Annotated in this window: 23 protein-coding genes and 2 pseudogenes; 9 read left to right on the top strand and 16 right to left on the bottom strand. The window is 42.0% G+C overall.

What is annotated here, in order from left to right; genetic code table 11:
- Positions 1–124: 124 nt before the first annotated feature.
- The 5 genes from lpxA to purC all read right to left on the bottom strand — a co-directional run bounded on the left by lpxA (position 125) and on the right by purC (position 6,378).
- Positions 125–943, bottom strand: coding sequence for an acyl-ACP--UDP-N-acetylglucosamine O-acyltransferase (gene lpxA, locus CDG79_RS01090; protein WP_094331409.1), 819 nt, complete (start codon positions 941–943; stop codon positions 125–127).
- Between the two features lie 304 nt (positions 944–1,247).
- A complete protein-coding gene (gene fabZ / locus CDG79_RS01085; protein WP_094331408.1) occupies positions 1,248–1,772 on the bottom strand; it encodes a 3-hydroxyacyl-ACP dehydratase FabZ in 525 nt (174 codons plus the stop codon).
- 99 nt (positions 1,773–1,871) lie between these two features.
- Positions 1,872–2,720, bottom strand: a complete 849-nt coding sequence (lpxC, locus tag CDG79_RS01080) for a UDP-3-O-acyl-N-acetylglucosamine deacetylase (protein ID WP_094339767.1) — start codon at positions 2,718–2,720, stop codon at positions 1,872–1,874.
- Positions 2,721–2,923: 203 nt separating this feature from the next.
- Positions 2,924–5,464 carry a BamA/TamA family outer membrane protein gene (locus CDG79_RS01075; RefSeq protein ID WP_094339765.1) on the bottom strand — a complete coding sequence of 847 codons (2,541 nt, stop codon included), beginning with the start codon at positions 5,462–5,464 and terminating at the stop codon, positions 2,924–2,926.
- A 176-nt stretch (positions 5,465–5,640) separates the two neighbouring features.
- The gene (purC, locus tag CDG79_RS01070) at positions 5,641–6,378 is read right to left on the bottom strand and encodes a phosphoribosylaminoimidazolesuccinocarboxamide synthase (RefSeq protein WP_094339762.1); all 738 of its coding nucleotides are present in this window, start codon (positions 6,376–6,378) and stop codon (positions 5,641–5,643) included.
- A 692-nt stretch (positions 6,379–7,070) separates the two neighbouring features.
- Between purC and CDG79_RS01065 the strand changes: the two genes are divergently transcribed.
- Complete coding sequence (locus CDG79_RS01065) at positions 7,071–7,349, top strand: DUF7219 family protein (RefSeq protein ID WP_094339760.1); 279 nt, start codon at positions 7,071–7,073, stop codon at positions 7,347–7,349.
- Positions 7,350–7,506: 157 nt separating this feature from the next.
- On the opposite strand, the gene CDG79_RS01060 is transcribed toward CDG79_RS01065, so the two are convergent.
- The 5 genes from CDG79_RS01060 to CDG79_RS01040 all read right to left on the bottom strand — a co-directional run bounded on the left by CDG79_RS01060 (position 7,507) and on the right by CDG79_RS01040 (position 13,954).
- Complete coding sequence (locus CDG79_RS01060; RefSeq protein ID WP_094339759.1) at positions 7,507–10,062, bottom strand: GAF domain-containing protein; 2,556 nt, start codon at positions 10,060–10,062, stop codon at positions 7,507–7,509.
- A gap of 224 nt (positions 10,063–10,286) precedes the next feature.
- The gene (locus CDG79_RS01055; protein WP_094339758.1) at positions 10,287–11,417 is read right to left on the bottom strand and encodes a glycosyltransferase family 4 protein; all 1,131 of its coding nucleotides are present in this window, start codon (positions 11,415–11,417) and stop codon (positions 10,287–10,289) included.
- 6 nt (positions 11,418–11,423) lie between these two features.
- On the bottom strand, positions 11,424–12,068 hold the full coding sequence (locus CDG79_RS01050) for a DUF4291 domain-containing protein (protein ID WP_094339757.1): 645 nt from the start codon (positions 12,066–12,068) through the stop codon (positions 11,424–11,426).
- A gap of 12 nt (positions 12,069–12,080) precedes the next feature.
- Positions 12,081–13,235: an NAD-dependent epimerase/dehydratase family protein gene (locus CDG79_RS01045; RefSeq protein ID WP_094339756.1), complete on the bottom strand. Its 1,155-nt coding sequence runs from the start codon at positions 13,233–13,235 to the stop codon at positions 12,081–12,083.
- Between the two features lie 188 nt (positions 13,236–13,423).
- On the bottom strand, positions 13,424–13,954 hold the full coding sequence (locus CDG79_RS01040; protein WP_094339755.1) for a hypothetical protein: 531 nt from the start codon (positions 13,952–13,954) through the stop codon (positions 13,424–13,426).
- A 514-nt stretch (positions 13,955–14,468) separates the two neighbouring features.
- Here CDG79_RS01040 and CDG79_RS01035 point away from each other — a divergent pair.
- The 3 genes from CDG79_RS01035 (at position 14,469) to CDG79_RS01025 (ending at position 16,905) form a co-directional block, all read left to right on the top strand.
- The gene (locus CDG79_RS01035; RefSeq protein WP_094339754.1) at positions 14,469–14,822 is read left to right on the top strand and encodes a hypothetical protein; all 354 of its coding nucleotides are present in this window, start codon (positions 14,469–14,471) and stop codon (positions 14,820–14,822) included.
- 78 nt (positions 14,823–14,900) lie between these two features.
- Positions 14,901–16,412, top strand: coding sequence for a stress-responsive protein Ycf46 (ycf46, locus tag CDG79_RS01030; protein WP_094339753.1), 1,512 nt, complete (start codon positions 14,901–14,903; stop codon positions 16,410–16,412).
- 142 nt (positions 16,413–16,554) lie between these two features.
- Positions 16,555–16,905, top strand: coding sequence for a DUF1257 domain-containing protein (locus CDG79_RS01025; protein WP_012407317.1), 351 nt, complete (start codon positions 16,555–16,557; stop codon positions 16,903–16,905).
- A gap of 128 nt (positions 16,906–17,033) precedes the next feature.
- Here CDG79_RS01025 and CDG79_RS01020 read toward each other — a convergent pair whose 3' ends face one another.
- A complete protein-coding gene (locus CDG79_RS01020; protein WP_094339752.1) occupies positions 17,034–17,408 on the bottom strand; it encodes a hypothetical protein in 375 nt (124 codons plus the stop codon).
- Positions 17,409–17,450: 42 nt separating this feature from the next.
- On the bottom strand, positions 17,451–18,086 hold the full coding sequence (locus CDG79_RS01015; protein ID WP_094339751.1) for a hypothetical protein: 636 nt from the start codon (positions 18,084–18,086) through the stop codon (positions 17,451–17,453).
- Positions 18,087–18,544: 458 nt separating this feature from the next.
- On the opposite strand from CDG79_RS01015, the gene CDG79_RS43315 reads away from it, so the two are divergent.
- The 4 genes from CDG79_RS43315 (at position 18,545) to CDG79_RS45335 (ending at position 19,644) form a co-directional block, all read left to right on the top strand.
- Positions 18,545–18,691, top strand: a complete 147-nt coding sequence (locus CDG79_RS43315) for a hypothetical protein (protein ID WP_223277965.1) — start codon at positions 18,545–18,547, stop codon at positions 18,689–18,691.
- Positions 18,692–18,752: 61 nt separating this feature from the next.
- On the top strand, positions 18,753–18,935 hold the full coding sequence (locus tag CDG79_RS43310) for a hypothetical protein (RefSeq protein ID WP_223277964.1): 183 nt from the start codon (positions 18,753–18,755) through the stop codon (positions 18,933–18,935).
- A 155-nt stretch (positions 18,936–19,090) separates the two neighbouring features.
- The gene (locus CDG79_RS01005; RefSeq protein ID WP_094339750.1) at positions 19,091–19,348 is read left to right on the top strand and encodes a type II toxin-antitoxin system ParD family antitoxin; all 258 of its coding nucleotides are present in this window, start codon (positions 19,091–19,093) and stop codon (positions 19,346–19,348) included.
- A complete protein-coding gene (locus CDG79_RS45335; RefSeq protein ID WP_094339749.1) occupies positions 19,345–19,644 on the top strand; it encodes a type II toxin-antitoxin system RelE/ParE family toxin in 300 nt (99 codons plus the stop codon). The genes CDG79_RS01005 and CDG79_RS45335 overlap by 4 nt, the downstream gene beginning before the upstream one ends.
- A gap of 83 nt (positions 19,645–19,727) precedes the next feature.
- Here the strand turns inward: CDG79_RS45335 and CDG79_RS43305 are convergent.
- Positions 19,728–19,904: pseudogene (locus CDG79_RS43305) on the bottom strand (DUF5678 domain-containing protein); the annotation flags it as partial.
- A gap of 161 nt (positions 19,905–20,065) precedes the next feature.
- Here CDG79_RS43305 and CDG79_RS00990 point away from each other — a divergent pair.
- Positions 20,066–20,293, top strand: a pseudogene (locus tag CDG79_RS00990) (IS982 family transposase); the annotation flags it as partial.
- A 27-nt stretch (positions 20,294–20,320) separates the two neighbouring features.
- On the opposite strand, the gene CDG79_RS00985 reads toward CDG79_RS00990, so the two are convergent.
- The 3 genes from CDG79_RS00985 to CDG79_RS00975 form a co-directional block, all read right to left on the bottom strand.
- Positions 20,321–21,304, bottom strand: a complete 984-nt coding sequence (locus CDG79_RS00985) for a polysaccharide deacetylase family protein (protein WP_094339747.1) — start codon at positions 21,302–21,304, stop codon at positions 20,321–20,323.
- 230 nt (positions 21,305–21,534) lie between these two features.
- Positions 21,535–22,419 (bottom strand): aspartoacylase, encoded by an 885-nt coding sequence (locus CDG79_RS00980; protein ID WP_094339746.1) that lies wholly within the window; start codon positions 22,417–22,419, stop codon positions 21,535–21,537.
- 53 nt (positions 22,420–22,472) lie between these two features.
- A complete protein-coding gene (locus tag CDG79_RS00975; RefSeq protein ID WP_094339745.1) occupies positions 22,473–23,528 on the bottom strand; it encodes a glutathione S-transferase family protein in 1,056 nt (351 codons plus the stop codon).
- Positions 23,529–23,979: the final 451 nt, after the last annotated feature.

The raw sequence follows: 23,979 nt of genomic DNA, 5'->3' as shown, positions 1-23,979 counted from the left end.
ATTGGTAATTAGTAAAAACTTAGAAGTGAGGAGTTAGGAATGAATAGTTAGGAGTGAGGAGTTAAAAATTTAATTCATAACTCCTAACTCATAATTCATAATTCATAACTCCTAACTCCTTAATTCACGATTCATCACTCACGCCTTTTTTCCCCTTACCAGGAATCAAGCCACGCCTCCCTGGCATCTGAGAAAGTAGCAAGAAACGGCGCAGATGCTGCAATTGTTCGCTATCCCCTAACAGTTCCAGTTGTTCCAAGGCATCCTTAAAGGACAAATCAGAACGGTAGAGAATGCGGAAGGCTTTTTTCAGCACAAGCAAATCTGCTGAATCCATACCAGACCGTTTAAGTCCAACAAGGTTGAGGGTTCGCACTCGCGCTGGATTTCCCTCCACTAGCATATATGGGGCCACATCCCGGTCAATCCGTGCCATACCTCCCACCATTGCCTGTCTACCAATATGCACAAATTGGTGGACACCTAAAACCCCACTTAGCCTAGCGCGTGACTCTATATGCACATGACCTGCCAATGCTACAGAATTGGCAATCACTACCTGGTCTTCAATTACGCAATTATGAGCTACATGGACATAAGCCATCAGCAAGTTACCATCGCCAATTACCGTTGCTTCACCAGCACCGGTAGCGCGGTTAATGGTAACGTACTCACGAATTAAGTTGTTATCACCAATTTTGACCCAAGTTGGTTCTCCCACAAACTTGAGATCCTGGGGTTCCATACCGATGGCTGCACCTGTAAAAATCTGATTTTGCGCCCCAATTTCACAAGGCCCCTCTAACACAGCGTGAGCGCCGATTATTGTTTCAGGGCCCACTTTTACATGCGCTCCAATCACAGCATAAGCACCGACTTGCACTGTATGGTGGAGTTCCGATTTCGGATGAATTACAGCAGTTGGATGAATTAGCGTTTTCAAGGGTGAATCTCCAGAACTGTCTTAATTAAGTCAGCGCCAGGTAAGGGTTCTGAGGCAGCATATTACTCTGGTTGAGAGAGTTGCACTGCCTTCCCATCAAGGCGACTGGTAGAGCGTGAAGTATTTCAGTAAACGAAAGTGTCGGACAAAGCAAGTTAAGTGTGTTCGAGTAGCATCTCGTAGAGAGGGTGTAGAAAATCAAGAAATTAATCAGATGCTGTTGTGGATTTTTTTTAACTGTTATCCTTTTTTAGGATTCAGTAAGGGCATTTCACGGCTATGCCCACACCACGAAAGCAAACTTTTAGTTGACTAGAGAAAACATTAATTCCCCTTCACAAGCAAGTTGACCGTCAACTTCAGCACGACCTTGCATCTTACCGAAACGACGTTGTTTTACCCATAACAGTTCCACCGTCATTACTAGTTGATCCCCCGGTACAACTTGGCGGCGAAAGCGAACTTTATCGATACCAGCAAAGACAAATAGCCCGCCTTCTACCGAAGACATTTGAGTGAGAACAATGCCTCCAACTTGTGCCATTGCTTCCACAATTAGTACCCCTGGCATCAGTGGACGACCTGGGAAATGTCCTTGAAACTGGGGTTCATTAATAGTGACATTTTTAACGCCAACTGCTTTTTTCCCTGGAACGTAGTCAATTATTTTGTCTACAAGTAAAAATGGGTAGCGGTGGGGTAGCAATTCCTGAATTTCTTCAGAGGTGAAAGTTGTTTTAATGTCAGAAACGATCTTAGTCTCATTTATAGTTTGTAGTTCAGTAGATGTAGTCGGATCGATTGTATTCACTTCAGTCAGTATTGACATTGGCCCTGTGGTTAATTTTTCCTCTGAAAGTTGAGCAGGTAAGCGTATATCGAAAGCCCTAATAATCCTAGATTTTAAGCTTTAGAGTAAATCCAAAATCTAAAATCCAAAATCTAAAATTTTCTGAGCCAGTTGAAGGTGTAAATTGTGACTGGCTTTATACGCTAAGAAATGAGCAATAGGAAAAGTTCCTAGTAAGCTTAAATCTCCTACTAAATCCAAGATTTTATGACGGACTGGCTCATTTGCAAATCTCAATGGTGGATTTAGCCAGCCATCTGTCCCGCAAACGAGTGCATTATCCAAACTACCACCTTTAATTAACCCTGTTTTTTGTAAGTGTTCAATTTGATGCAGTAACCCAAAAGTACGGGCAGGAGCAATTTCCGCAGCAAAGCTAGCAGAAGCTTTTTCTGGTTCACTGGTTAGTGACCAACTATACCATTGATTACCAATGGCAGGTAGGTCAAAATCAATACCGTAACTAAAGCGAGTTTCTGGTGCTGGGAGGGCGCATACAAAGGCATCTCCTTGATAGACCCATAAGGGTTCTGTAACAGCCAAGGGAACTTGGTTTTTACCAGGTTGTGATACTAAGCCTACTTGGGCAATGTTGGCTGTCCACACACTTGCGGAACCATCTAGAAGCGGGATTTCTGACCCGTCAATTTCAATTCGGGCGTTATCCACACCCATACCCGAAAGCGCTGCCAACAAATGTTCTACCGTGCGAACATATATCTCACCCTTGCCTAACTGAGTTGAGAGAACAGTGTGATTAACTGCCGCAACTTGGGCTGGAATAATCGGCAAATCCGGTAAATCCACCCGCACAAAGTAGCGTCCACTTCCTGCCTCAGCTGGTAGTATCCGCACCTGAGTATTCACGCCGCTATGCAATCCCACCCCTATTTGGGTGATTTCACCTGCTAGAGTGTGCTGTTGCATAGCCGAAAAGTCAATATCAATATATTTCGTTTAGTATTGTTCATCGTCTGTTTTGGTAAAATCCCTGATATTCCCCTAAAAATGTCATTAATGCCTTTATCGGAACAGTATTGAGGTAAATGTAAAAATTAGCAAGCTAATCCAAAAAAGATAATTGTCATTTGTCCTTTGTGATTCACGAATGACCAATGACCAATGACAAGTTAAAACCTTTCCCCAATACCGAAATTAATCCGACTATCCCCATCATCGTTGATACCGTAGTCAATACGAATTGGCCCTAGTGGAGACTGAACGCGAACGCCAAGACCATAGCCGAAGCCACTACCATTTTTGTTTAACACCTCAGCCGCCCTAGTACTAGTTCCCAGGTCACTGCCAAGATCAAAAAATAGTGCGCCACTGACTACTGAAAAAACTGGAAACCTGTACTCAACTGATGCTTGCACGTAAGAGCGTCCACTACCCAATGCTCCTTCTTCATAACCCCGGACGGAATTGCTACCCCCAAGAGTAAAAGCTTCGTAGGGAGGCAAGTCGCCAAGGATGGTTCCTGCTTGCAAGTTAAAGGCTAAGGTTTGCGCTCCTTTGCTGAGGCTAATCAGCTTGATGGGTAAATATTGGCTGTAGCTACCCCGGAATCTGGTGAGGAAAATATTGCCTAGTCCTATGGGAACCGACTGGTCAACCCCAAAGCGGAGATAAGAACCACTAGTGGGTTGCAGGGGGTTATTACGGAGATCGCGCTGTGCCCCTAGTTGCAGCAGTAGTAAATCGTCTTGACCTCCGGGAGACAAGGTAAGTGGAATTTCGAGTGGTTGACCATTGGGAGTGGGATTTCCATTCTGGTCAACAGGAACTCCATCATTATTGAATACCGCTCCTGTTGTTTTGAGATTGCCGTCAGCATCACGGGCAGAAACTCTTTGATACTGTAAACCCGCTGAGGCAGTCCAGACGGAAGTTTTGTAAGGATTGGTAGACAGGGGACGGGTAAAGGTGACACCACCACCTACACGGAGAATGCGGGGGCGATCCTGAGAATCCGTATTAGTGGGATTATTTGGGTCAAATGTTCTAATATCTTCATCTTTGCCATCAAAAATCAACGAAATGGAACTGCGGCGAAAAATATTGGTTGTGTAGGAAGTCCGGTAAGGATCTCCTGCAATCCAGGGGTCTGTAAACCGCAGATCAAACAGCAGTTCCCGTTCTCCGACCTGTACTTCTGCCCCCAGTTTTTGGTTTCTGCCGTTTAGGTTTTGCTGTTGATAGCTAACTGTTCCAAAAAGTCCGCTAGCAGAACTAATCCCTGCCCCAGCCGCAATAGAACCGCTACTACGTTCAGCTACATTCACTACTACATCGACCTTACTGGGGTCACTACCAGGGTCGAGAGAGACATTCACATCTTCAAATAGTCCTAGCCCATACACGCGCTGTAGGTCTTTTTGCACCGTGTTGCGGTTGAATATTTGTCCTGGCTTCAACTCCAGTTCTCGCGTAATGATGTAATCTTGTGTCCGTCCCCGAATTGGCTGTCCCTTCTCGTCTGTCTCCTGACCATCTTTATTGCGGAACCGGACTCTAATGTTTTCTACTACACCTTCTGCTACTTGCAAGGTAACAACTCCGTTTTCAGAGACTTGTGGCGCTCCAATCACGTTGGCTAGCACGTAACCTTGGTCTTGATATCGCTTGTTTAGCTGCTTAATACCTTCTTGCAAGTCACGCAAGTTAAGGATTTTGCCATATTGCTCCCGAAATACTTCATCGACAGAATTAGCTGGTAATACGGAGGCAACACCAGTGCCAGGATTAGCTTGCACTTCTACCTTGCTCAGGATGGGGTTAGGCTGTACAACAAAGCTCACTCGCACTCCCAAGGGGGTATCTTCTGGGGATGCTTGGACGTTGGAGAAGAAGCCAGTTCCAAAGATGGCGTTAATATCTTCTTGCAGTTGGCTGCGAGTTGTCGTTCGTCCTGCTTGGGTACGAATTACTCTGTAAACTTGTTCTTCCAGTTCTGGTGATAGTTGCCCAGCCTGCGATTTAATTACCACTTCTGACACCAGTACGCGGGGGTCATTGGCTTCCGGGGCTGTGTTGGGTTGAGTATTTCCCGGAGTTGTTTGTGGATTAACATTCTGCGGACTGGGAGTTGTCTGTGGATTAACATTCTGCGGAATGGTAGTCCCGCCTGGGCGTGGGGTAGGTGTTCTTTGTTGGCTATCTGAAGGTGAAATGTTTGGGGCGGCAGATGGTTCTGGAGTTGTGGGTAATAAAGGCTCCGTTGTAGGTGGGTTAACATTCTCCGGGAATGGAGTGGTCTCAGGAGTTTGGGAAGGCGTTGGTTGTTGAATTTCTGGCGGTGGGATGTCTGGGGCGGGAGAGGGCTGTTGAGTAGGGCTAGGATTGATTTGAGGGGTTTGTTGTGCAGTTTTTGGCGTTGTGGAGGTTGGCACTATTACCCCTGGTTTCGCGATCGCTGCTGGATTAGCAGGGTAAACTGCGACAATGCGGGATTTTTGTTGCTCTATAACTACTTTGGGATTAGTTAGAGGCTCAAGACTCTTACTAGAGTCTTGTTGACTAGTGTTTTTTTCTGGCTGCTGATTTGTTTCTAGTGTCAAAACTTCTGTTGTCTGTTTTGAACTGTTGGCGGTTTCTGCTTTTGCACTCAACGATCCCCCCAAAGGGACTGTAATTGCTACTGCTGCCAGCAATACGGGAGATAAACGCATTTTACTTATGATTCCTCTTCACGACCACACACACACCATCACAAGGCAATAATGCCCTTATGCCAAAGGTAAAATTCAAAATATAATTTTTTTCTTTTGCTTTTTTACTTTACAAGGCAAAAGGCAAAAGGCAAAAGTAAAATATAATTCCTTCCGATCTTTTGGCTTTTACCTGTTTAAGTTGTAGCTTCTACTGCTTTTAGCACTCTTTGTAAAACCTCCTGGTAGGCATCCTCTACATTTCCTAAGTCTCGGCGAAAGCGGTCTTTGTCCATTACCCGGCGGTTTGAGTCTTCTTCTGCGGTATCCCACAAACGGCAGGTGTCGGGGCTAATTTCGTCTGCCAAGAGCAACTGCTGTTGTGAGTCCAAACCAAACTCTAGTTTGAAGTCTACTAGGGTAATACCGCATCGTTGCCAAAATTTATTGAGAAATTCATTGATTTCCAATGCTAGATGTGTAATGGCATCTACTTGTTCCGCAGTAGCTAGTTTTAGAAGGTAAAGGCGATCGCGTGTCAACAAAGGATCTCCTAACCGATCGTTTTTGTAATAAAATTCAACCAAAGGCTGTTTCAGAATTGTACCCACTGGCAACCCTGTTTGTTGAGACAAACTGCCAGCTGCAATATTTCTGATAACTACTTCTAAGGGCAAAATCTTTACTGCCCTCACCCGCATCTGATTCGGGCTAGGGCTGTCGATAAAGTGAGTCTTTATACCATAAGCTTCTAACTGTTTAAAAAGCTGGCTAGAAATGCTACAATTAATCTCACCTTTTCCTTGGATACTGCCACGTTTTTGGGCGTTAAACGCTGTGGCATCGTCCTTAAAATCAGCCAACAAGACTTCAGGCTCGTCCGTTGTATAGAGAATTTTTGCTTTGCCTTCGTATAACTTGGAATTAACAGACATGGTGACAGGTAAAGTTCTAGGGGATGGAGGATTTTTGTCGTTTCGAGCTTCACCATTTTATCTTTAGTTAGTGAACTATTAGCTATTGGTGATTTTTTGAGAGGATACAAGGACGATAGAAAAGTCGGCGCAGAGGGAGAACAGGGGGAAAGAGGTAATTTGAATTCTCCTTTCTGTGCTTTGCCCATTTGCTTCTTGTGCCCAATACCCAGTTTCCTAATTAGCTAATTGCTAAGTATTCACAGCTAAATATCTAACTTTTAACAGAGGACGATTAACTTTGCTATCCAGTATCTTAATCTAAGTACTTTAGACTTGATATTTGTAATTATTTTCACTAAAACTATTTTAATAAAATACACGTGTATATTTTAATTGTTATTAGGTCAGGGTTTAGACTGAAGTTAATTACAATTTTAACTTCATAATTTAAGATGAGATAAATAGCTGATACCTGGGAGGAAAATCAAATATTCTCTCCAGTAACTTTAGTAGAAACTTATTTGTGTAACCTTTACAACAAAAATATTTTAAGCTTTACCCCCTAGTGTCACAATCTGAATCAACTAATTCCTGCATCAGCAATTAGAAAAGGAGTTGGATGATTTGATTTCCCCCAGTCTTACGAAAGTAAAGATCGAGGTAGCTAGTGATTCAGCTTCAAACATTCAAATAAAAGGTGAATTTAATCAATGGAGAACAAAATAGTGAATAAAGATGATTTTCTCTACCCTCGTGGTCGCTACTACGGTCAGGTAAAGCCAGAAAATTTGGTTTTTAATGCGAATCTACAGGAATTTGCCCAACGCGTCAGCTACATTTGTAACTTAGAAACAGGTGGAAAACTGCCTCCAGGTGAAGCTTACAAACAAATAAGGGATCTATGGAAACAGTTGAAACACTCAAAAAAAGAGCTACGAATCGGTGAAGAGCCGTTTCAAGATGACCAGGGAGAGGCGGGAATTGGGTAAGGCGCAAGGGAGATGAGGGAGACAAGGGTGACAAGGGTGACAAGGGTGACAAGGGTGACAAGGGTGACAAGGGAGATGAGGGAGATGAGGGAGATGAGGGAGAATAACTCTTAACTCAGCACTCAGAACTCTTTTGCCCAATGCCCAATGACAAAAACTACTTAGTAAGCATTGTCCAAATACCATCCCAGGACTCTGGGGGCGGGTTTTGTAAATAATTACGCGCACGTTCTAAATGAATATCAACAGCTTGATCTTTGGGTTGGATACATTTGGCGGCTTCAAAACAAGCGATCGCTTGTGAAAAATTGCGCGATAAATAGGCAGCGCGTCCAGTATCATAGTGATACAAAAACTCTTGAGTGTTAGCCTCTAAAGGAGTATTGCGATCGCCAATTAACTGGTAGATATTAACTGCCTGGTGTTTTCCTTTGACTCGAATTTTGTCTAACTGGCGTACCCAAATGCGATCGCTGCAAAGCTGATAAGTAAATTCGCTTAAGATAATATCACAACCATATTCCTTAGTTACCGCCTCTAAGCGCGAACTTAAATTTACGCCGTCTCCAATGACGGTGTAATCCATCCGTTTGCGGGAACCAATATTACCCGAAACGACTTCCCCAGAACTAATCCCAATGCCAATATGAATTTGTGGCTGCGCCTGGATAATTCGTCGCTGGTTAAATTCCTCTAGGCGTTTTCGCATATCTAACGCTGACTGTACGGCTCTCCAAGCATGATTTTCTGTCAGTGGTAGCGGCGCACCAAATACTGCCATTAAAGCATCACCAATAAATTTATCGAGGGTGCCTTCGTAGTTAAAAACAGCCTCCACCATTGTTTCAAAATACTGATTGAGCAGGGATACCACCTCAGCTGCACCGAGATTTTCTGTAAGTGTTGTGTAGCCTCGGATATCAGAAAACAAGACGGTTACTTCCTTGCGCTCACCCACCATTAAAGCATCTTCCCCTAGTGCCATAACTTGTTCCGCTACATGGGGCGTTAAGTAGCGGGACATAGTAGTTTTCATCCGTTTTTCCCGACTGATGTCTTCTAATACCACCAAACCACCCCGGACACCGCCTTCTGGGTTAGTTAGAGGGTTGACAGTGAGATTCGTACTGCGTTCTAGTGTTTGCACTTCATCAGGGGTGAGAAACTCAGATTGGGGAGTGAGGGATAGATTCCAGGGAATGAACAAATCGGGGTTAGTGCGATCGCGCACTGCTAAAATCGAGTGTTGAGTAGGATTATTAACTTGAGAAACTCCTACTATCAAACTTTGCTCTGGCACATAATGTTTAGCTCCAGTTTTTAAACTGTCTTCTAGTCGCATTTGAAGGTTTTCAATCGGTACAACTTCCCAAACAAAGCGACCAATCAAATTTTGTTCCCACAAAAGCTTGTTTGTTTTGGTATTAGTGTTTTTTATAGGACAACCTAATAGCTCCAGTGCTGCATCATTAATCGTGACAATCTGACCTGCCATATCTGTAGAAATAACCGCATCTGACAGACTTTGCAAAATGTCTTTTTGATACTGTTTCTCTAACAACACATTTTCAAAGAGACGAGCATTTTCCAAGGCAATTCCTGCCTGGGTATTAAAAGCCCGCATAAACTCTTCATCAGAAGCAGTAAAACTGCTTTGTTGCTTATTAATTAATTGCGTTACACCGATTAATTCATTTGCAGAATTAAATACTGGTAAACATAAAATATTGCGAGTCACATAACCAGTTTTTCTATCTGTACTTGGGTCAAAGCGGGGGTCTTTGTAGACATCAGAAATATTTAGGGCTTCGCCAGTGGAAGCCACATAACCAGCAATGCCACGGTTTGCGGGAATATGGATTTCTAACAAGTTTGTAGCATCTGCTGCTGCCGAAACTTTTGTCCAAAGTTCGCTCATATCTTTACGATATAAAAATAGCGTACTGCGGTCTGCTTGCATTAAAATTCGAGCTTGTTCCATGACTATCTGCAAAGTTGCTTCTAAATCCAGACTTTGCCCTAATGTCTGAGTCGCCCGCAACAAAGCCGTAGCACCTCGTTGATTACGAGCTGCTACATAAAAAGATTGGCAGCTTTCCAGAATAATACCTATAGAAGCAGCAAAGTCTCGAAAACGTTCTTCATCATCATGATTAAACGGAACATTTCCGGTTTTATTAGCCAGTTGTACTACCGCTACAGTATGGTTTTTGCTGCTGATAACAGGCATACATAAAATATTATGAATTTTATAGCCCATTTGTTTTTCAAGTTCTGGGCTAAATAGGGGATGACTATGAGTTTCTGATATATTTAAATATTCACCTGTACTAGCAACATGACCAGGGATACCCACCGTAATGGGGGTACGAATTTCTAAGAACTTTTGGCTATTATCTTGAGGAACTTTTGACCACAGTTGACCTTTGTCATAATCAACTAAAAAAATAGCTGTGTGTTCTGCTTGTAGGATTTGACCAATTTTGAGTGTAATAGCTTCTAGTACCTTCTCCAACATAGTCTCTAGAGCTTCATTATTGATTAGTTCAATAGCTCTAAGAAATTGCTGAAACTCAGCAGTTATGAAGTCAAGTAAGCAAACAAATTCATTAACAGATAAGTCTTTAACACGACGCAATAGAGCATGAGTACGATTAACTTGAGTCAGTTCAGTTAATGTAGCCAAGACGCTACCAGGGTTGGGGAGTGTCACGTCGCTTCGCTCCGAATTAAAAATGACGCTCGCAGACTCGCTAACGCTGCGCTAACAAAATTCAAAATTAATAATCCTCATAAATAAATGGGCTTGTATCATGAGTCTGTTTCGGTTATCAGAATTTTAGATTTTAGATTTTGAACATAGGGCATGGTTATTTTCTTTATCCGCCTTGTCCGCCTTGTCTACTACCTCATCTCCCCTCCCCAGTGCCCACTCCCTTATTTTGTCAATTGTTCAGAAAGTATGACCTTTTGGTAGTAATCTTGTAGCTGTCTGGTGGCAGCTGCCCAACCCCAACTTTCTGCTTCCTGGCGAGCATTTTGACGGATGATGTCTCGTTGTTCTTTTTGTTCTAAGAGGCGAATAGTAGCAGCTAAGGCTCCTTGAACATTTGCTGTAGGCTCAAAAAGATATCCATTTACTCCATCTGTCACAATATCAGGAATTCCCCCTGAACAGGCTGCTACTACCGGACAGCCAGCAGCCATCGCTTCTAGTAGGACTAAGCCTAGTGTTTCTGTACGGGAAGGGAAGATAAAGGCATCAGCACTGGCAAAGGCAGAACCTAATTCTTGCCCCATAAGATATCCAACAAAATAAGTATTTGTGCCAGCAAAGTGTTTTTCCAGTGCTTGACGGTGTGGCCCATCTCCAACTAATGCTAACCGCGCTTCGGGAATTGCTTCTAAAATTGGTTTGATACGCTCAATTTCTTTTTCAGCCGAAAGCCTCCCAACGTAAAGTAGCAATGGACTTTCTGGATGATTTTGTGATAAACGCGATCGCATCTCTACATTAGCCAAATCTGGGTGAAATAATTCCGTATCCACACCACGCTGCCATAAATCTACACGTTCAATCCCATGTGCTGTCAGTTCCTCTACCATTGCTGTGGAGGTACACAGATTCAAATCTGCTTGATTATGAGCGCCTTTTAGCAGTTCCCAAAGAAACCCTTCCAGCATCCCCAAGCCGTAATGTTGAAGATATTGGGGTAAATGGGTATGGTAAGAAGCTACTAAGGGGATTTTGAGGATTTTGCTGTAAAATATGCCAGCTAAACCTAAAATGGCTGGATTCACGACATGAATCACATCTGGCTTAAACTCTTCTAAAACATAACCAATGGCTGGGCGGGGAAGTGCCATTGTTAATTCTGGATACAATGGCAAAGGAAAGCCAGTAATGCCGTAAACTTTAGCGCCTTTGTGTTCTGTAATGCCTCCATCAGGGGCAATTACCAATACTTGATTACCACTACGCTGTAAATGGTCAACAGTATGGCGCAGCCGCGTTACAATGCCGTCAACCTTGGGTAAAAAGGTTTCGGTAAATAGAGCAATTCTCATAAAAAACTATTCAGTCCAGGCAGATAATCCCAGCTTTGCTTGCGTTTCTCTATCAAACACAGAATAGACTTTCTCTTGTGGTGTAATCAACTCTGCACAATCAGATTTAATGTTTTGGCGCTGTTTTTGTACAAAGTCGGAGATGTCTTCAATGTTGAGAATCCAATCTTTGGCGTAAGCAGCCAGAACTTGACCACGTAACCCTAACTGAATAGCGCGTCGTTCTAATTTTGTCCCAGTTGGGTGATGGTCTGGATCCCATTGTAGGCGGACTTGCGATCGCTTCAATGCGCTTTGCCATCCACTTTTATCAGGATAAAGTTCTGGAACGTAGCTGGAATGAACAGCCGCCGCTAAAATTTCTTCAATTGCCGAACGCTTAAGCCAAATAGCTAACACCACCTCTTGACCATTTTCTGTACCCCATCCAGAACGATACATCATCCAGAGGAAGTTAGGTTTGATCCAACTCATACGCTCAAAACTGAACTCACCACCAAAATAACCGTAGGTGGCTGCGAAATGACCAATCGCAGGACGATATGCCTGATAAACAACAATTGAATGGTCGTCATATTGTGCTAAAATATGACGACCATTTTTTGGCCAATTACTAACTTGAGTTAAATAAGGTTCTGTTATCAGCCGCACGCAGAGGTTATCCTAATTTCTGTGCCAAGACACTTTCGGCAGAATTTGCTTATGATCGACTCGTTTCTGATACTTAATGGCGAAGTTTAACAGAGAATCGAGTAGAGAATCAGAAAGCAAGTGAGGCTGTAAACCTAAATCGAGCAATTTAGTGTTTTTAGCGTTGAAGTAATGTTCTTCTTTCTCAACTCTGGGATTATCTAAGTGATTGATTTCTACCTTCAATCCCATAGCGTTACCAGCATTTTTTACCATTAATGCCAATTCACCAACGCTAAATTGTTCGGTAAATTGGTTAAATACGCGGAATTCGCCAGCTTCGGCAGGATTAGCGATCGCTAATTCCACACATCGGACTGTATCCCGAATATCCAAAAACCCGCGAGTCTGTCCACCTTTACCATAGACAGTTAAGGGGTGTGCGATCGCTGCTTGAATACAAAAGCGGTTCAGTGCAGTCCCAAATACACCATCGTAATCTAGCCGATTAATCAATAGTTCGTCCATCCCCGTTTCTTCGGTTAAGACACCATAAACTACACCCTGATTTAAATCAGTTGCCCGCAATCCCCAAATCCGGCAAGCAAAGTGAATGTTATGACTATCATGGACTTTGCTTAAATGGTACATTGAACCGGGCTGCTTGGGATAAGGTAAGGTATCCTTGCGGCCATTGTGTTCAATCGTGATATACCCTTCTTCGATATCAATGTTGGGTGTACCATATTCACCCATCGTCCCCAACTTCACCAAATGACAGTCCGGGAAATCTTCCCGCATGGCGTACAACAAGTTCAACGTCCCAACTACATTATTGACCTGGGTGAGAACTGCATGTTCTCGGTCAATCATGGAAAATGGGGCCGAACGCTGTTCGCCAAAATGCACTAGGGCATTTGGCTGAAATTGATGTAATGTTTTGCTGAGAAATTCGTAATTTGTAATATCGCCGATGAACAAATCGATAGATTTACCTGTCAAATCTTGCCAGCGCTGGAGACGTTGTTGAATTAGTGCGATCGGAGTGAGAGTTTCAACACCTAGTTCAGTATCCCAGTGCCGCCGCACCAAACTATCTAAAATTCCAACTTCATAACCTCGATTGGAAAGGTAAAGAGCAGTTGCCCAACCGCAATATCCATCACCGCCAATAACCAGGACTTTCATCTTCACCAGTTTTTACTCGCTGATAGCTAAATCTATCAGGTTTTTGTCCCCTCTCAATCATCATTCTGGCGGAAATGTCGATTTTGGGCGCAGGGAGCAGTAATAAATAAGGGAAAATTAAGAGGAATTCTTGTACAGACGCGATTCATCGCGTCTCTCTTGTACGATTCATCACGTCTCTCAATCTCTCAGGACTTCGGAATCCGATACTGTTGGGCAATGTAATAAAACAAACGATAATAATCTTGAAATTTTTGGCTCTTACTTCGTCCCTGCCAACAGTATTTCACTTGACTCTGAGTTAGTGTCAATGTCATTGAACCTATATCTTTATCAACCTCTACAACCATTACCCCAGATACTCCTTGGGCGGTTTGAAAGTTGGATTTTATCTTTTTTAACGGCTCTTGCTCTGTAACAATCGAATTTGGTAAATCATGACTTGCCCACCCTCGAATTTCCACTGAGTTATCCTGTGATGAAATAAACGCAATCCCATCACCGTTTGCTGGGGCTGCTAAAGAAGTCCAGTTACTCGGATATGGAAATTCAAAGCCATAACGGGAGTTGCTATAAGTTTTCCAAGCGATCGCTCCGGCGTTAAAATCATTTGCAGTACAACCCCATAGAATTACTAACAGGGCAATAACCCCACTAACACTGGCGACAAAGTGATAAATTCTTCGCCCCAAACTACAGATTTTATTAGCAGTAGCCATTTACATTACACATTTTGCCAAAGTCACTGATTGTATAGAAATACCTTGCACTGAAACAATACCTTCGCCAATTTACGAGGATGAGATGATGATGCTTTAACCATTAACTCCCTTTTATCTGAGGCTTGGCAAAAACAATCAGCCCTAAAAATTCCTTTCAGGTTTCTCACAAGGTTTTTTTAACGTATTGACAGCAGGATAAGGGTTTCAGATTCCAAAATACCTTTTTGACGAAATGCTTATGTATGCTTGATTTTGCCAGTTTTGCCAAAATTTATCTATGCTCTTATTTTGGCAAAGGTATTGAAATAAGCATCGCTATTTCCCGTAAAAGTTTCAGTTTTTGAGTTGACAGGTTTATAGTCAGCGATTTATCGCCCAATTAAATAGCATTTCAGCCTCATTCGTAAATAAATGTAACAAAAGTAGCGTTAAAACGTTTTACTGTCTTGACAACCAAGAAAAGAACCGATAACTTGATATACATACCCGGGTAAGACCGTTAAAGAGTTATATGCAAACGCAAACTAAGCAAAAGGTCACTTTGTATTTATCGTCAGAGTTGCACAAAAAACTGAAGATTCGTTCAGCAATCGATTCCGAGCCAATGTCAGAACTTGCCGAGCGTGCCCTTGGTTTTTACCTGTCTAATCAAGAATTAGTTGACGAGTTAGAAGATTCTACTTATGGGCGGACTCATAGAGTTTATTCATGCCCAACTTGTGATAGCTCACTAGTCTTACGTGATGGGGAACTGGTTACTTTAGGCAATCAACCAGGAGTAGTTGGTCAAGAGCATCTTTCTATTGATGAGATGGATGAAGATGAAACCAATCCCAAGGGCGAGGAAGAGTTAGTTCCTTGCTAAATAGATATTCATGATTTGGTTGTCTTTACCAGAAGCAATGTCTCTACTGTCTCTATAAGGTCTCAAGTAGGTCGAAGTATGAAAGAAGAGCTCAGTATCCTAATTCAAGCTCAATACCCTTTAATCTACCTTGTGACCTCCGAGGAAGAGCGGGCCGAGCTAGCAGTTTCCACCATCGCCCAGTTGTTAAAGCCCCAGCGCCGAGTATTTATTTGGACAGTAACACACGGGATTGTCGAGTATGGTCAACCCCGGAATGTCACCCAACATAATACTGTGTCTCCAGAGGCAGCCATTGAGTGGATCATCCGGCAGAAAGAACCCAGTATATTTATTCTTAAAGATTTACACCCCTTTATTGATGCGCCTGCAACAAACAGATCGTTACGTGATGCGATCGCTAGCTTTAAAGGTACGCAAAAGAACATCATTTTGATGTCACCGATGCAACAAGTACCTATAGAGTTGGAAAAAGAAGTTGTTGTTATCGACTTTACACTGCCAGATATGGCAGAGTTGAATAAAGTACTAACTCAGCACGTAGACCAAAATCGTGGTCGGCGGTTGACAACAGAAGCACGAGAAAAACTTCTCAGAGCGGCTTTAGGTCTAACTAAAGACGAAGCTGAGAAAGTCTACCGAAAGGCGCAGGTAACTACAGGGCGTTTGACGGAAGATGAAGTAGATATCGTTCTATCTGAGAAAAAGCAACTAATTCGGCGCAATGGCATCTTAGAATACATTGAAGAAGATGAAACTATTGATGCTGTAGGTGGCTTAGAAGAGTTAAAAAGATGGCTCAAGCAACGCTCTAACGCCTTTACAGAAAGAGCGAGAGAGTATGGTTTGCCTCAACCAAAGGGGATGTTAATTCTCGGAGTTCCCGGTTGTGGTAAGTCGCTAATAGCCAAAACTACTTCCCGACTGTGGGGTTTGCCACTGTTGCGGTTGGATATGGGGCGAGTCTACGACGGCTCAATGGTGGGACGAAGTGAGGCAAATCTGCGAAACGCCCTGAAAACAGCAGAATCTATTTCCCCAGCGATTTTGTTTATCGATGAATTGGATAAATCCTTTGCTGGTAGTGGAGGTTCTTCTGATTCTGATGGGGGGACTTCAAGCAGAATCTTCGGCTCCTTCCTCACATGGATGCAAGATAAGAAATCACCAGTATTCGTGATGGCAACCGCCAACCGAGTAGAACGCTTACCTGGCGAGTTCTTAAGGAAAGGACGCTTTGATGAAATTTTCTTTGTCGATCTGCCAACACCGGAAGAACGGCAACACATTTTCAATATTCATCTGACCAAACGCCGTGAAGACATCTCTCGATTCGATCTTGAGCAACTAGCCAAGATGTCTGACGGATTTTCTGGGGCAGAAGTTGAGCAAGCGATTGTTGCGGCAATGTATGAAGCTTTTGCCCAAGATCGGGAGTTCACCCAACTAGATATTATTGCTGCACTGAAGGCAACATTGCCGCTGTCTCGAACGATGCAAGAACAAGTAACGGCTCTGAGAGATTGGGCCAGACAGCGCGCCCGCCCCGCAGCATCCTCCGTAGCTGAATATCAGCGAATGGAGTTTTAAAAGCTTTCCTCTGCCATCCCAGGGGGAAAGGCTAGCTGAAAATGCTAGCAGTTATAAGAAAAAGCCGCATCCTACTAAGCGCGGCTTCGCCCAAAACAAACCGTTGTCGTTTTTCTCAATCTTCTCATTGGAGGAAACCCAAATGTCTCACTTTAGCACCCTGCGTACCAAGATCACCGATGCCGAAATCCTCAAAGCTTCTTTGCGCGACCTCGGTATCAGCGTAAAGACTGAAGCTGATGTCCGTGGTTATAACGGTCAGCGCGTCCGTTCTGACATCGTTGCTATGTTGGATGGCGAATATGACCTCGGTTGGTCTCGCAACAGCGATGGTTCTTTTGACCTAATCGCTGACTTGTGGGGCGTTGCTAAGAAGCACAACCAAACCGAGTTGATCAACTCAATCAACCAAAAGTATGCCGTTAACAAGACCTTGGCTGAAGTAAAACAGCGCGGTCTGCAAAACGCTAACGTGAAGTTGGTATTGCAATAACAATTTCTCTGCGCGTTCCCAAAGCTGCACGGGTTAACCATATAAATAGCGGTTAGCCCGCTTTTTTATCGGGACTGAGATTTATTTCTCAGTCCCGATTTTTATAAAATTTTATCCTTCAGTCGCACTCAGCTAAACATAAATAAGTCTAGCTCATCTACATTGTGAATAATATTGCAATCAGGAACATTATATGCCACTGCTAGTTTAATACTAGCTTGCAGCCTCAATTCTACATTTAAACTAGGGTTAAAAGCTGCTTGAGCTAAGTTACCCAATTTTTCATAAGTAGCAATAATATTAGCGACAGTAGTCTTGTAATCCTGATCAATTTGAGCAAGTAACTTTTGATAATGCTGCTCTACTTGCTTACACAGTTTTGTATTTTCTCCTAATAAATTTTTGCAGAAATCGGAAACTATACGACCAGCAATTGAACCAATAACTGCACCAATAACAGGAACAGGTATCAATGCTTGTCCTATCGCTGCTCCAGTCGCCACTATTGCAGAATCTGCACAAGCAAATAAACTCAGTTCTACAAATTATTCTGAAGAAATTTCTCCGCGATTCCAACTTTTGACTAAACTGGCAACTTCCATACCAGCACTGACAAATGCACCAGCTAAAGGAGCGGACATTTGGGCAAAATTAGTTAACCCATAAATTGCCGTAGCTGATATACTACTAAGTGTTGCACCTGTAGCTGTATCTATACCAATTTCTTTCCAATCTTCAAGTGTTAATTCACCTTTAAAAACATTTTTTCCTTCCTTATACTTTCCATAAATTTTAGTAGCAAATCTAATGCTACCTCCTATAACTGCGCCTTTAACGGCAACCCGACTAAAATCAGCTATATTAGGTTGAGCTTCGGTACGTATTCTGTCTTTAATTTCTGCGTTATCTCTCTTTAATTCTTTTTCATGGTGAGCTACCGTATCATCGACTTTACCTATTTGTACATCTGAATAATTAGATAATCCTGGTCTAACAGTTTGGCTAAATGGATGACCAGACATTTGCTCTATTTCTTGAACTTTTTCTTGTAATTTTTGAGTAGTACGAGTTGTTATTCCTTCTACATTTTCACCATTCAAAATCTTTTGAATAATCTCATACTGGTCTTTAGGTATATGGTAAAAAGACCCATCTCTACCAAAATTATCCTCTGGAACCATTTTTTTTTGATTATAATCTGAGCATCAAATTATTTTAATTTAAAGTAAAAAATATAGTTTATTGATTTAATAGTATCAACTTAATTTACTGAAAAGGATTAACTATTTAAATTTATTGATAAAATAAAATTAAGATAAAGTATATACTTGAATTAAGTAATGTTTCTGTGATTCCCAAAAATTTATATATTTGTTAAAAGTTTGAATTCATTCTCTAGCAAATCTGACTTAAATTTAAAACAACCGCAGGTAGAAAGCTTCACCGCATAGTGTCTTAAATTACATTCTTCATTTATTACCCTGAAACACATAATTACTAAGCTGATAATCTTGTAATTTGCACATTGTGATTTATTCAAATCATTGTAGTGCGGGCATCCTGCCCGCGTCGAGCGTGCAAATTAAATGCAGGACAGCTTAATTGCAAGTGAGAATAGAGAGAAGTATTTACAGGAGTTATGAGTACCCAAATTATCATTACCCTGCCAGACGAGATTTACCAACGTGCAGAACGCTTTGCACGGTTGGCGAATCGTGATGTTGCCAGTATTTTAGTAGATACCATTCATTCAACTTTCAATTCCGCCCGTCAGTGGGGACATTAGCAATCTTGAGCCTGTCTCTGTCCTTTCTGATGAACAAGTTCTGGTGCTGACCGAACTGCAAATGGAATCAGAACAGGATGCTCGGTTAAGCGAACTACTTGATCGCCAACAAGCAGCCACCCTTACTGAAGAAGAACGTTCAGAGTTGCAAACCCTCATACAGGTTTATCAAGAAGAACTTTTAAGAAAAGCCACTGCGTTGAGCGAAGCTGTCAAACGTGGGTTGATTGAACCTTTAAGCTAGTGAGTCAGATTCATTAAGAAGTCAGGATATACTGTTGCATCTTGTCTTGCAAAACTTGCAAGCTATCGCTTTCAGAAGGCAATTGAATCACAAGCTGGTACAAACTTTTTTGCAGTTCCAGTTAATGCATCCATTTTTTAGCTGAGGTACAAGTTATGAATATCACACTCAAGTCAGAAATAGAGCAATTTATTCAAGCGCAAATTGCAAGTGGTAGATTTGCTAGTGCAGAGGATGTGATTAATGAAGCTGTAAAGTTGCTTCAAGAAAGAGAACGGCGAATTGAAGAATTACGCAAAAAAATTGCTGTGGGAACTGAACAAATCGCTAAGGGGCAAGTAACTGATGGCGAAGTTGTTTTCACTAGATTTCAAGAAAAAATTCGGAAAATGGCTGAGGAATCTGACGAATAAGTAGTTATTCATTTTCAGATGAAGCAATTCAAGATTTAGATGAAATTTGTGAATATATTGCTCGCAGTAACCCAAAAGCAGCTAGTAAGCTTTTTGATGATATTCGTAAGAAGTGTAAGTTAGTAGCAGATTTTCCCAGTATGGGGAAAAGTTACACAAGACTTGTAACGAATTTGCGCGGATTTGTTGTGGATGATTACATTATATTTTACTATCCCAGCGAGGATAGAATTATTGTTACTCGTGTTGCAAGTAGTTATAGAGATTTAGAGTCTTTATTTGAAGATGAGGAATAAATTTTTGAGTTTGAGTTAGGAACCTGGTTAGGCAAATTTGGGTTTCTTTTGGCTAGCATCCACCTACTAAAGTTTGACTAAAATTACTGCCAATCATGCCGGGCGAAGGTGCGAAAGCGAATCGGTAAAATTTCTATAGAAGCAGTACGACGGGGAACTAGGTAAATTAAAAAAGGCTGTTTTGCAGCATTAGCTAATGCTAAAACCTCGCGTAAGTTTTCGCTGTGAGCAATTATTCCATTTGCATTGTAAGCGACATATTGATTTTTATATAAAACGGCTTATGTGAGTTGCGGTAGTAAAAAAGAAGGGGAAACCGCAAGATAAAGGTAAGGACACCAAAGCTTGAGGTCTCCCAATGAATACGGTAGACGGTTCGACCCTGTTGACAACAATTTTTGTGCTAGTAGATGACTGGTATCAGCAAAAAGCCTTTGAAGGTTTATTAAACAGCCTCCGCGAAGGTTTTGAAGGTGTATTTCACGAGGTACAAAATACCGGACGTAATTTGGAACGTCTGCTGCGAAAGAAAGTTGATGGTATCTGCCTCCATGTTGCCGCTAAAATCACCAGTCATACTCTGCGTATTTTTCTGCGTCAGCGTTTTGGTATTGATGTGCTTACTTTTGAACAGCATCCTGTGGCTTAATTCACATAAGGCGTAGATTATATTTTTTTACCTCTTTTGAGGCACTAATACAGGTAGTTGACGTGCGCCGACTACGGATTTGGCGTGTTGTCCAACAGTTAAAACATTAAACTGACTGGATATAAGTTCCAAACTTTTGTTTACTATTGCCAGCTTTTTGTATGTGGGGACACTCATTCCAGGGAAGAATGATAGTTCTGGCACATCCTCTTGGCTGATAAAATCTGTAGGATGGAATAGGAAAGAAGGCTGGACACGCGTAAGTTTACACAGCCAAAGGGCAATTCGCAGGTAGAGTAAGGCCACTTCCGAAGAAAATGTACTCAGGTACATGATGTAACTAAAGTGAATTGGCACTTTGAAAATTGGCATCGTGGTAACGGGAATTTCAGTCAGTTTATCCTTACCCATCTTCCACTGAAAAGGTTTTAAAGGCTGCAAACCATCCTTAAAACCACCAAACAGGGCTTCCCGTTTCTTGCGTTCTTCCTTGCTCAGTTTACAGGTCATTAAATAATATGCTCTTGCTATGGGGCCCAAAAATGTGGGGAAAGTCGAAGCATCATATTCGTATCCCCGTCGTGCTAAGACTTTCAATACCGCAGGAGAAAAACTGTATCCCGGTCCCCGGAAGCCGATAGGATGTTGATGAGTAACGCGCTTGATATGTTCTTCAGCCAACGCCACCTCTTGTTCAATTTCATCCTCTGAATACAGATGTAGCCAAGGATCGTGGTAAAATGAGTGATTGCCAATTTCGTGGCCGGCGTAAGCGATCGCTTGTAATGCTTTGGTGTTCTTTTCCAGGGCTGCATCCTGACCCACAATGAAAACTGTGATTGTCAAATCCCACTGCTGAAAAATATCTAAGAAACGAGGGACTGCAATATCTAAGTAAGAGGGGAAAGTCTCCCAACCCGGAGCGCCCTGGTTTTTTAGAAAAGACCAAACGTTATCCAAGTCTAAAGAAAGACTGGCTATTGGTTTGTTTCCTGGTCGCTTCGCTTTCATTATGAATTTAAGTATTTGGACAATTTTAAGCGTAAATTTAACTAAGTCTTAGAAAGACGGATTTAAGAACCTGCAACTTTACTTTATTCCTTGGGAATGTCTACAACTGGATATTCAACATCTCCAGCTACAGGGATTATAAATTAGGATCGGCATATTTTCTAGGTTATGATGCTCAATTTATATCATTAGTTCCAATAAAAAGCGATCGGACAAAAATTTTCAACATCCTAAATATTGATTTGCTGTCTCTGAGTCAAACACATTGCAATTCCTTTTTCGTAGTAAGCTGCCTCATTAATAAAAATCGGCCAAACGGTAGATGCACCCTCATAAATAATTGTTTTATCGTCAAAAGTTAAGAAGATTGGATCTCCTGGGTTCAAGGCTTGGTAATCCTTGTCTTGAAGCTCTGGATGAATCATCCCAAAGATTTGACCATTCTGTTGTTTTGGATAGTCCACAACTGATAAATGGTCATAGAGAATCAAGGTTTTGTTCGTTGATGAAATTTCCCCCTGGTTAAACTGTTCTAGATAATCGAGAACCGCATAGACAAGTTCCTCTGTTTGTTGGAACAGCATTGCTTTTAAGAGTCCTTGAGCAATCGGGCCAACCTCGATCGCAAAGCCTAATTCACACAGAGAATTTACAAATGGATTTTCTCCAATTGATTTAAAAGAGCAGCGATAAATCCTTACCAAAGGGCTAATCTCGCTGATATAAGCAGCTAATTGCAAGTTTAGGGGATGACTGTTTACCAAAATAATTGTCAGACCCATATTAGCTGTAGTGCTGTGCAAATCTAAGATAAAATCTGCTTGTCCATCTCTGTTTGATGCTAGGGTATTTTGAATTGATTTAGCTTGCAATTCTTCGTAACTGTTAAGAGTTGGATCTTGTAAATCTTGCTGAAGAAAACAGCGATTTAAATCCTTTTGTACATATCGCCTCCCTGCTGCAAAAGCGTTAGGATTTGCTAACAGAGTGACTGTCTCAAAACTTTGTCTAGCAATCAAATCAGGAAACTGGGCAAATTTTTGGATTAAATAGGCCCCAGTAAACTCATTGCCATGAGTTCCACCGACAATTGCAACTCGATTAATCTGGTTCACAATTACACCAACTCCAGACGTGCAGCCATCGAGGTATCAGTTATCAATGTACCCTATGAAGCATTCACTGTGCTGATGCGATCGCGCCCAGATGGTTGATTCAGATAAGACATATCAGGCCCATCGGGAATGATCCCCCCAGGATTGAGTGGGAATAGGTTCCCGTAGTAGTCTCGCTTCACACTCTCGACATCGCAGGTGTCAGCTACACCTGGAAGCTGATATAAATCGCGTAAGTAAGCTCCCAAGTTGTGATAGTCTCGAATTCGCTGTCTATTGCACTTAAACAACCCATAGTAGGCACTATCAAACCGAAATAACGTCGTGAATAAACGGACATCCGCAAGCGTCAGATCGTCCCCACATAGATATCGACTAGTTTGCAATGTAATGTCAATCTCATCAAGAGTTGCGAACAGTTCATTACAAGCTTGATTGTATGCCTCTTGACTTTGGGCAAAGCCGCAGCGATACACACCGTTATTTACCGCGTGATAAATCTTCTCATTCCACCAGTCGATCTTCTCTTTGAGTGCTTCTGGGTAAAGATTCAGGGTGGGATTGTTAGCAAATTCGTTAAACTCAGAATTCAGCATGACGATAATCTCTGAACTCTCATTATTAACAATAGTTTTTGTTTGGTTATCCCATAAAATTGGAACTGTAGAGCGTCCACTGTAACCAGGTTCTGCCAACTGATAAAATTCAGCCAGTGTGTGACAACCTTCTTCTTCTTCGTTAAATATCCAACCGCCTTCAATGGGAGAAGGAGAGACGATACATACTGATATTACCGCTTCGAGTTTTTTGAGCGATCGCACAACCAGGGTTCGATGCGCCCAAGGACAACCCAGCCCAACATAGAGTTTGTAGCGTCCTGTTGCTGGTGGGTGTGGATTTCCTTGTTCTGTGCCAATGAACTTGCGAAACTGACTATTAGGACGAATATATGCTCCCGACTGATTGCTAGGAGCAAGCTTTGACATCATTATCTGCCACATAGTCGTCCAGACAAATTTTCCCAGCCAAATGATTAGCTTGGGAGGTAGTGTCCTACCCTTTTTCTTTGGGAGATTTTTCTCGTCATCCATTGGAGTTGAGTTGCTCATGGTGACAATCTTGCTTTGGGAGGATTGACGTTATCAATGTTTTTACCACAGTAGGTTTCGCTGCTTACAACCTACTCTGAGTTTTACTACTTTACTTTACTACGCTTTGCCTGTGCTTTGTATCGTAACTCTTTATGAAAAATTTCTCAGCTAATCGTCATTCAAATTTCATTTTTGGATGTATGTACCCTTTTTTACATCAAATCATTGTTAAAAAGTTAAGTTTATCAACCATTTATCAATAAGTAATAGTGTCAGAAATCTAGGTCAAAAACACAATTCTTAAGCCAGCGCTCCCCAATGGCAGTCTATTTACCAAATTATCGCTCTTTTATGTCTCTGGTGAGAGAAAAATGCTCTGATTTGCTGAGATTTTTGAAACTCCTTGAAGGCTGTGAAGAATGCAGACGCTGCTATGTCGGAAATATTGGGATTTATCAAATATATCTGT

This window comes from Nostoc sp. 'Peltigera membranacea cyanobiont' 232 (assembly GCF_002245985.1).
In the GTDB taxonomy this organism is placed as follows: domain Bacteria; phylum Cyanobacteriota; class Cyanobacteriia; order Cyanobacteriales; family Nostocaceae; genus Nostoc.
This window is presented reverse-complemented; position numbering and strand designations above follow the sequence as displayed.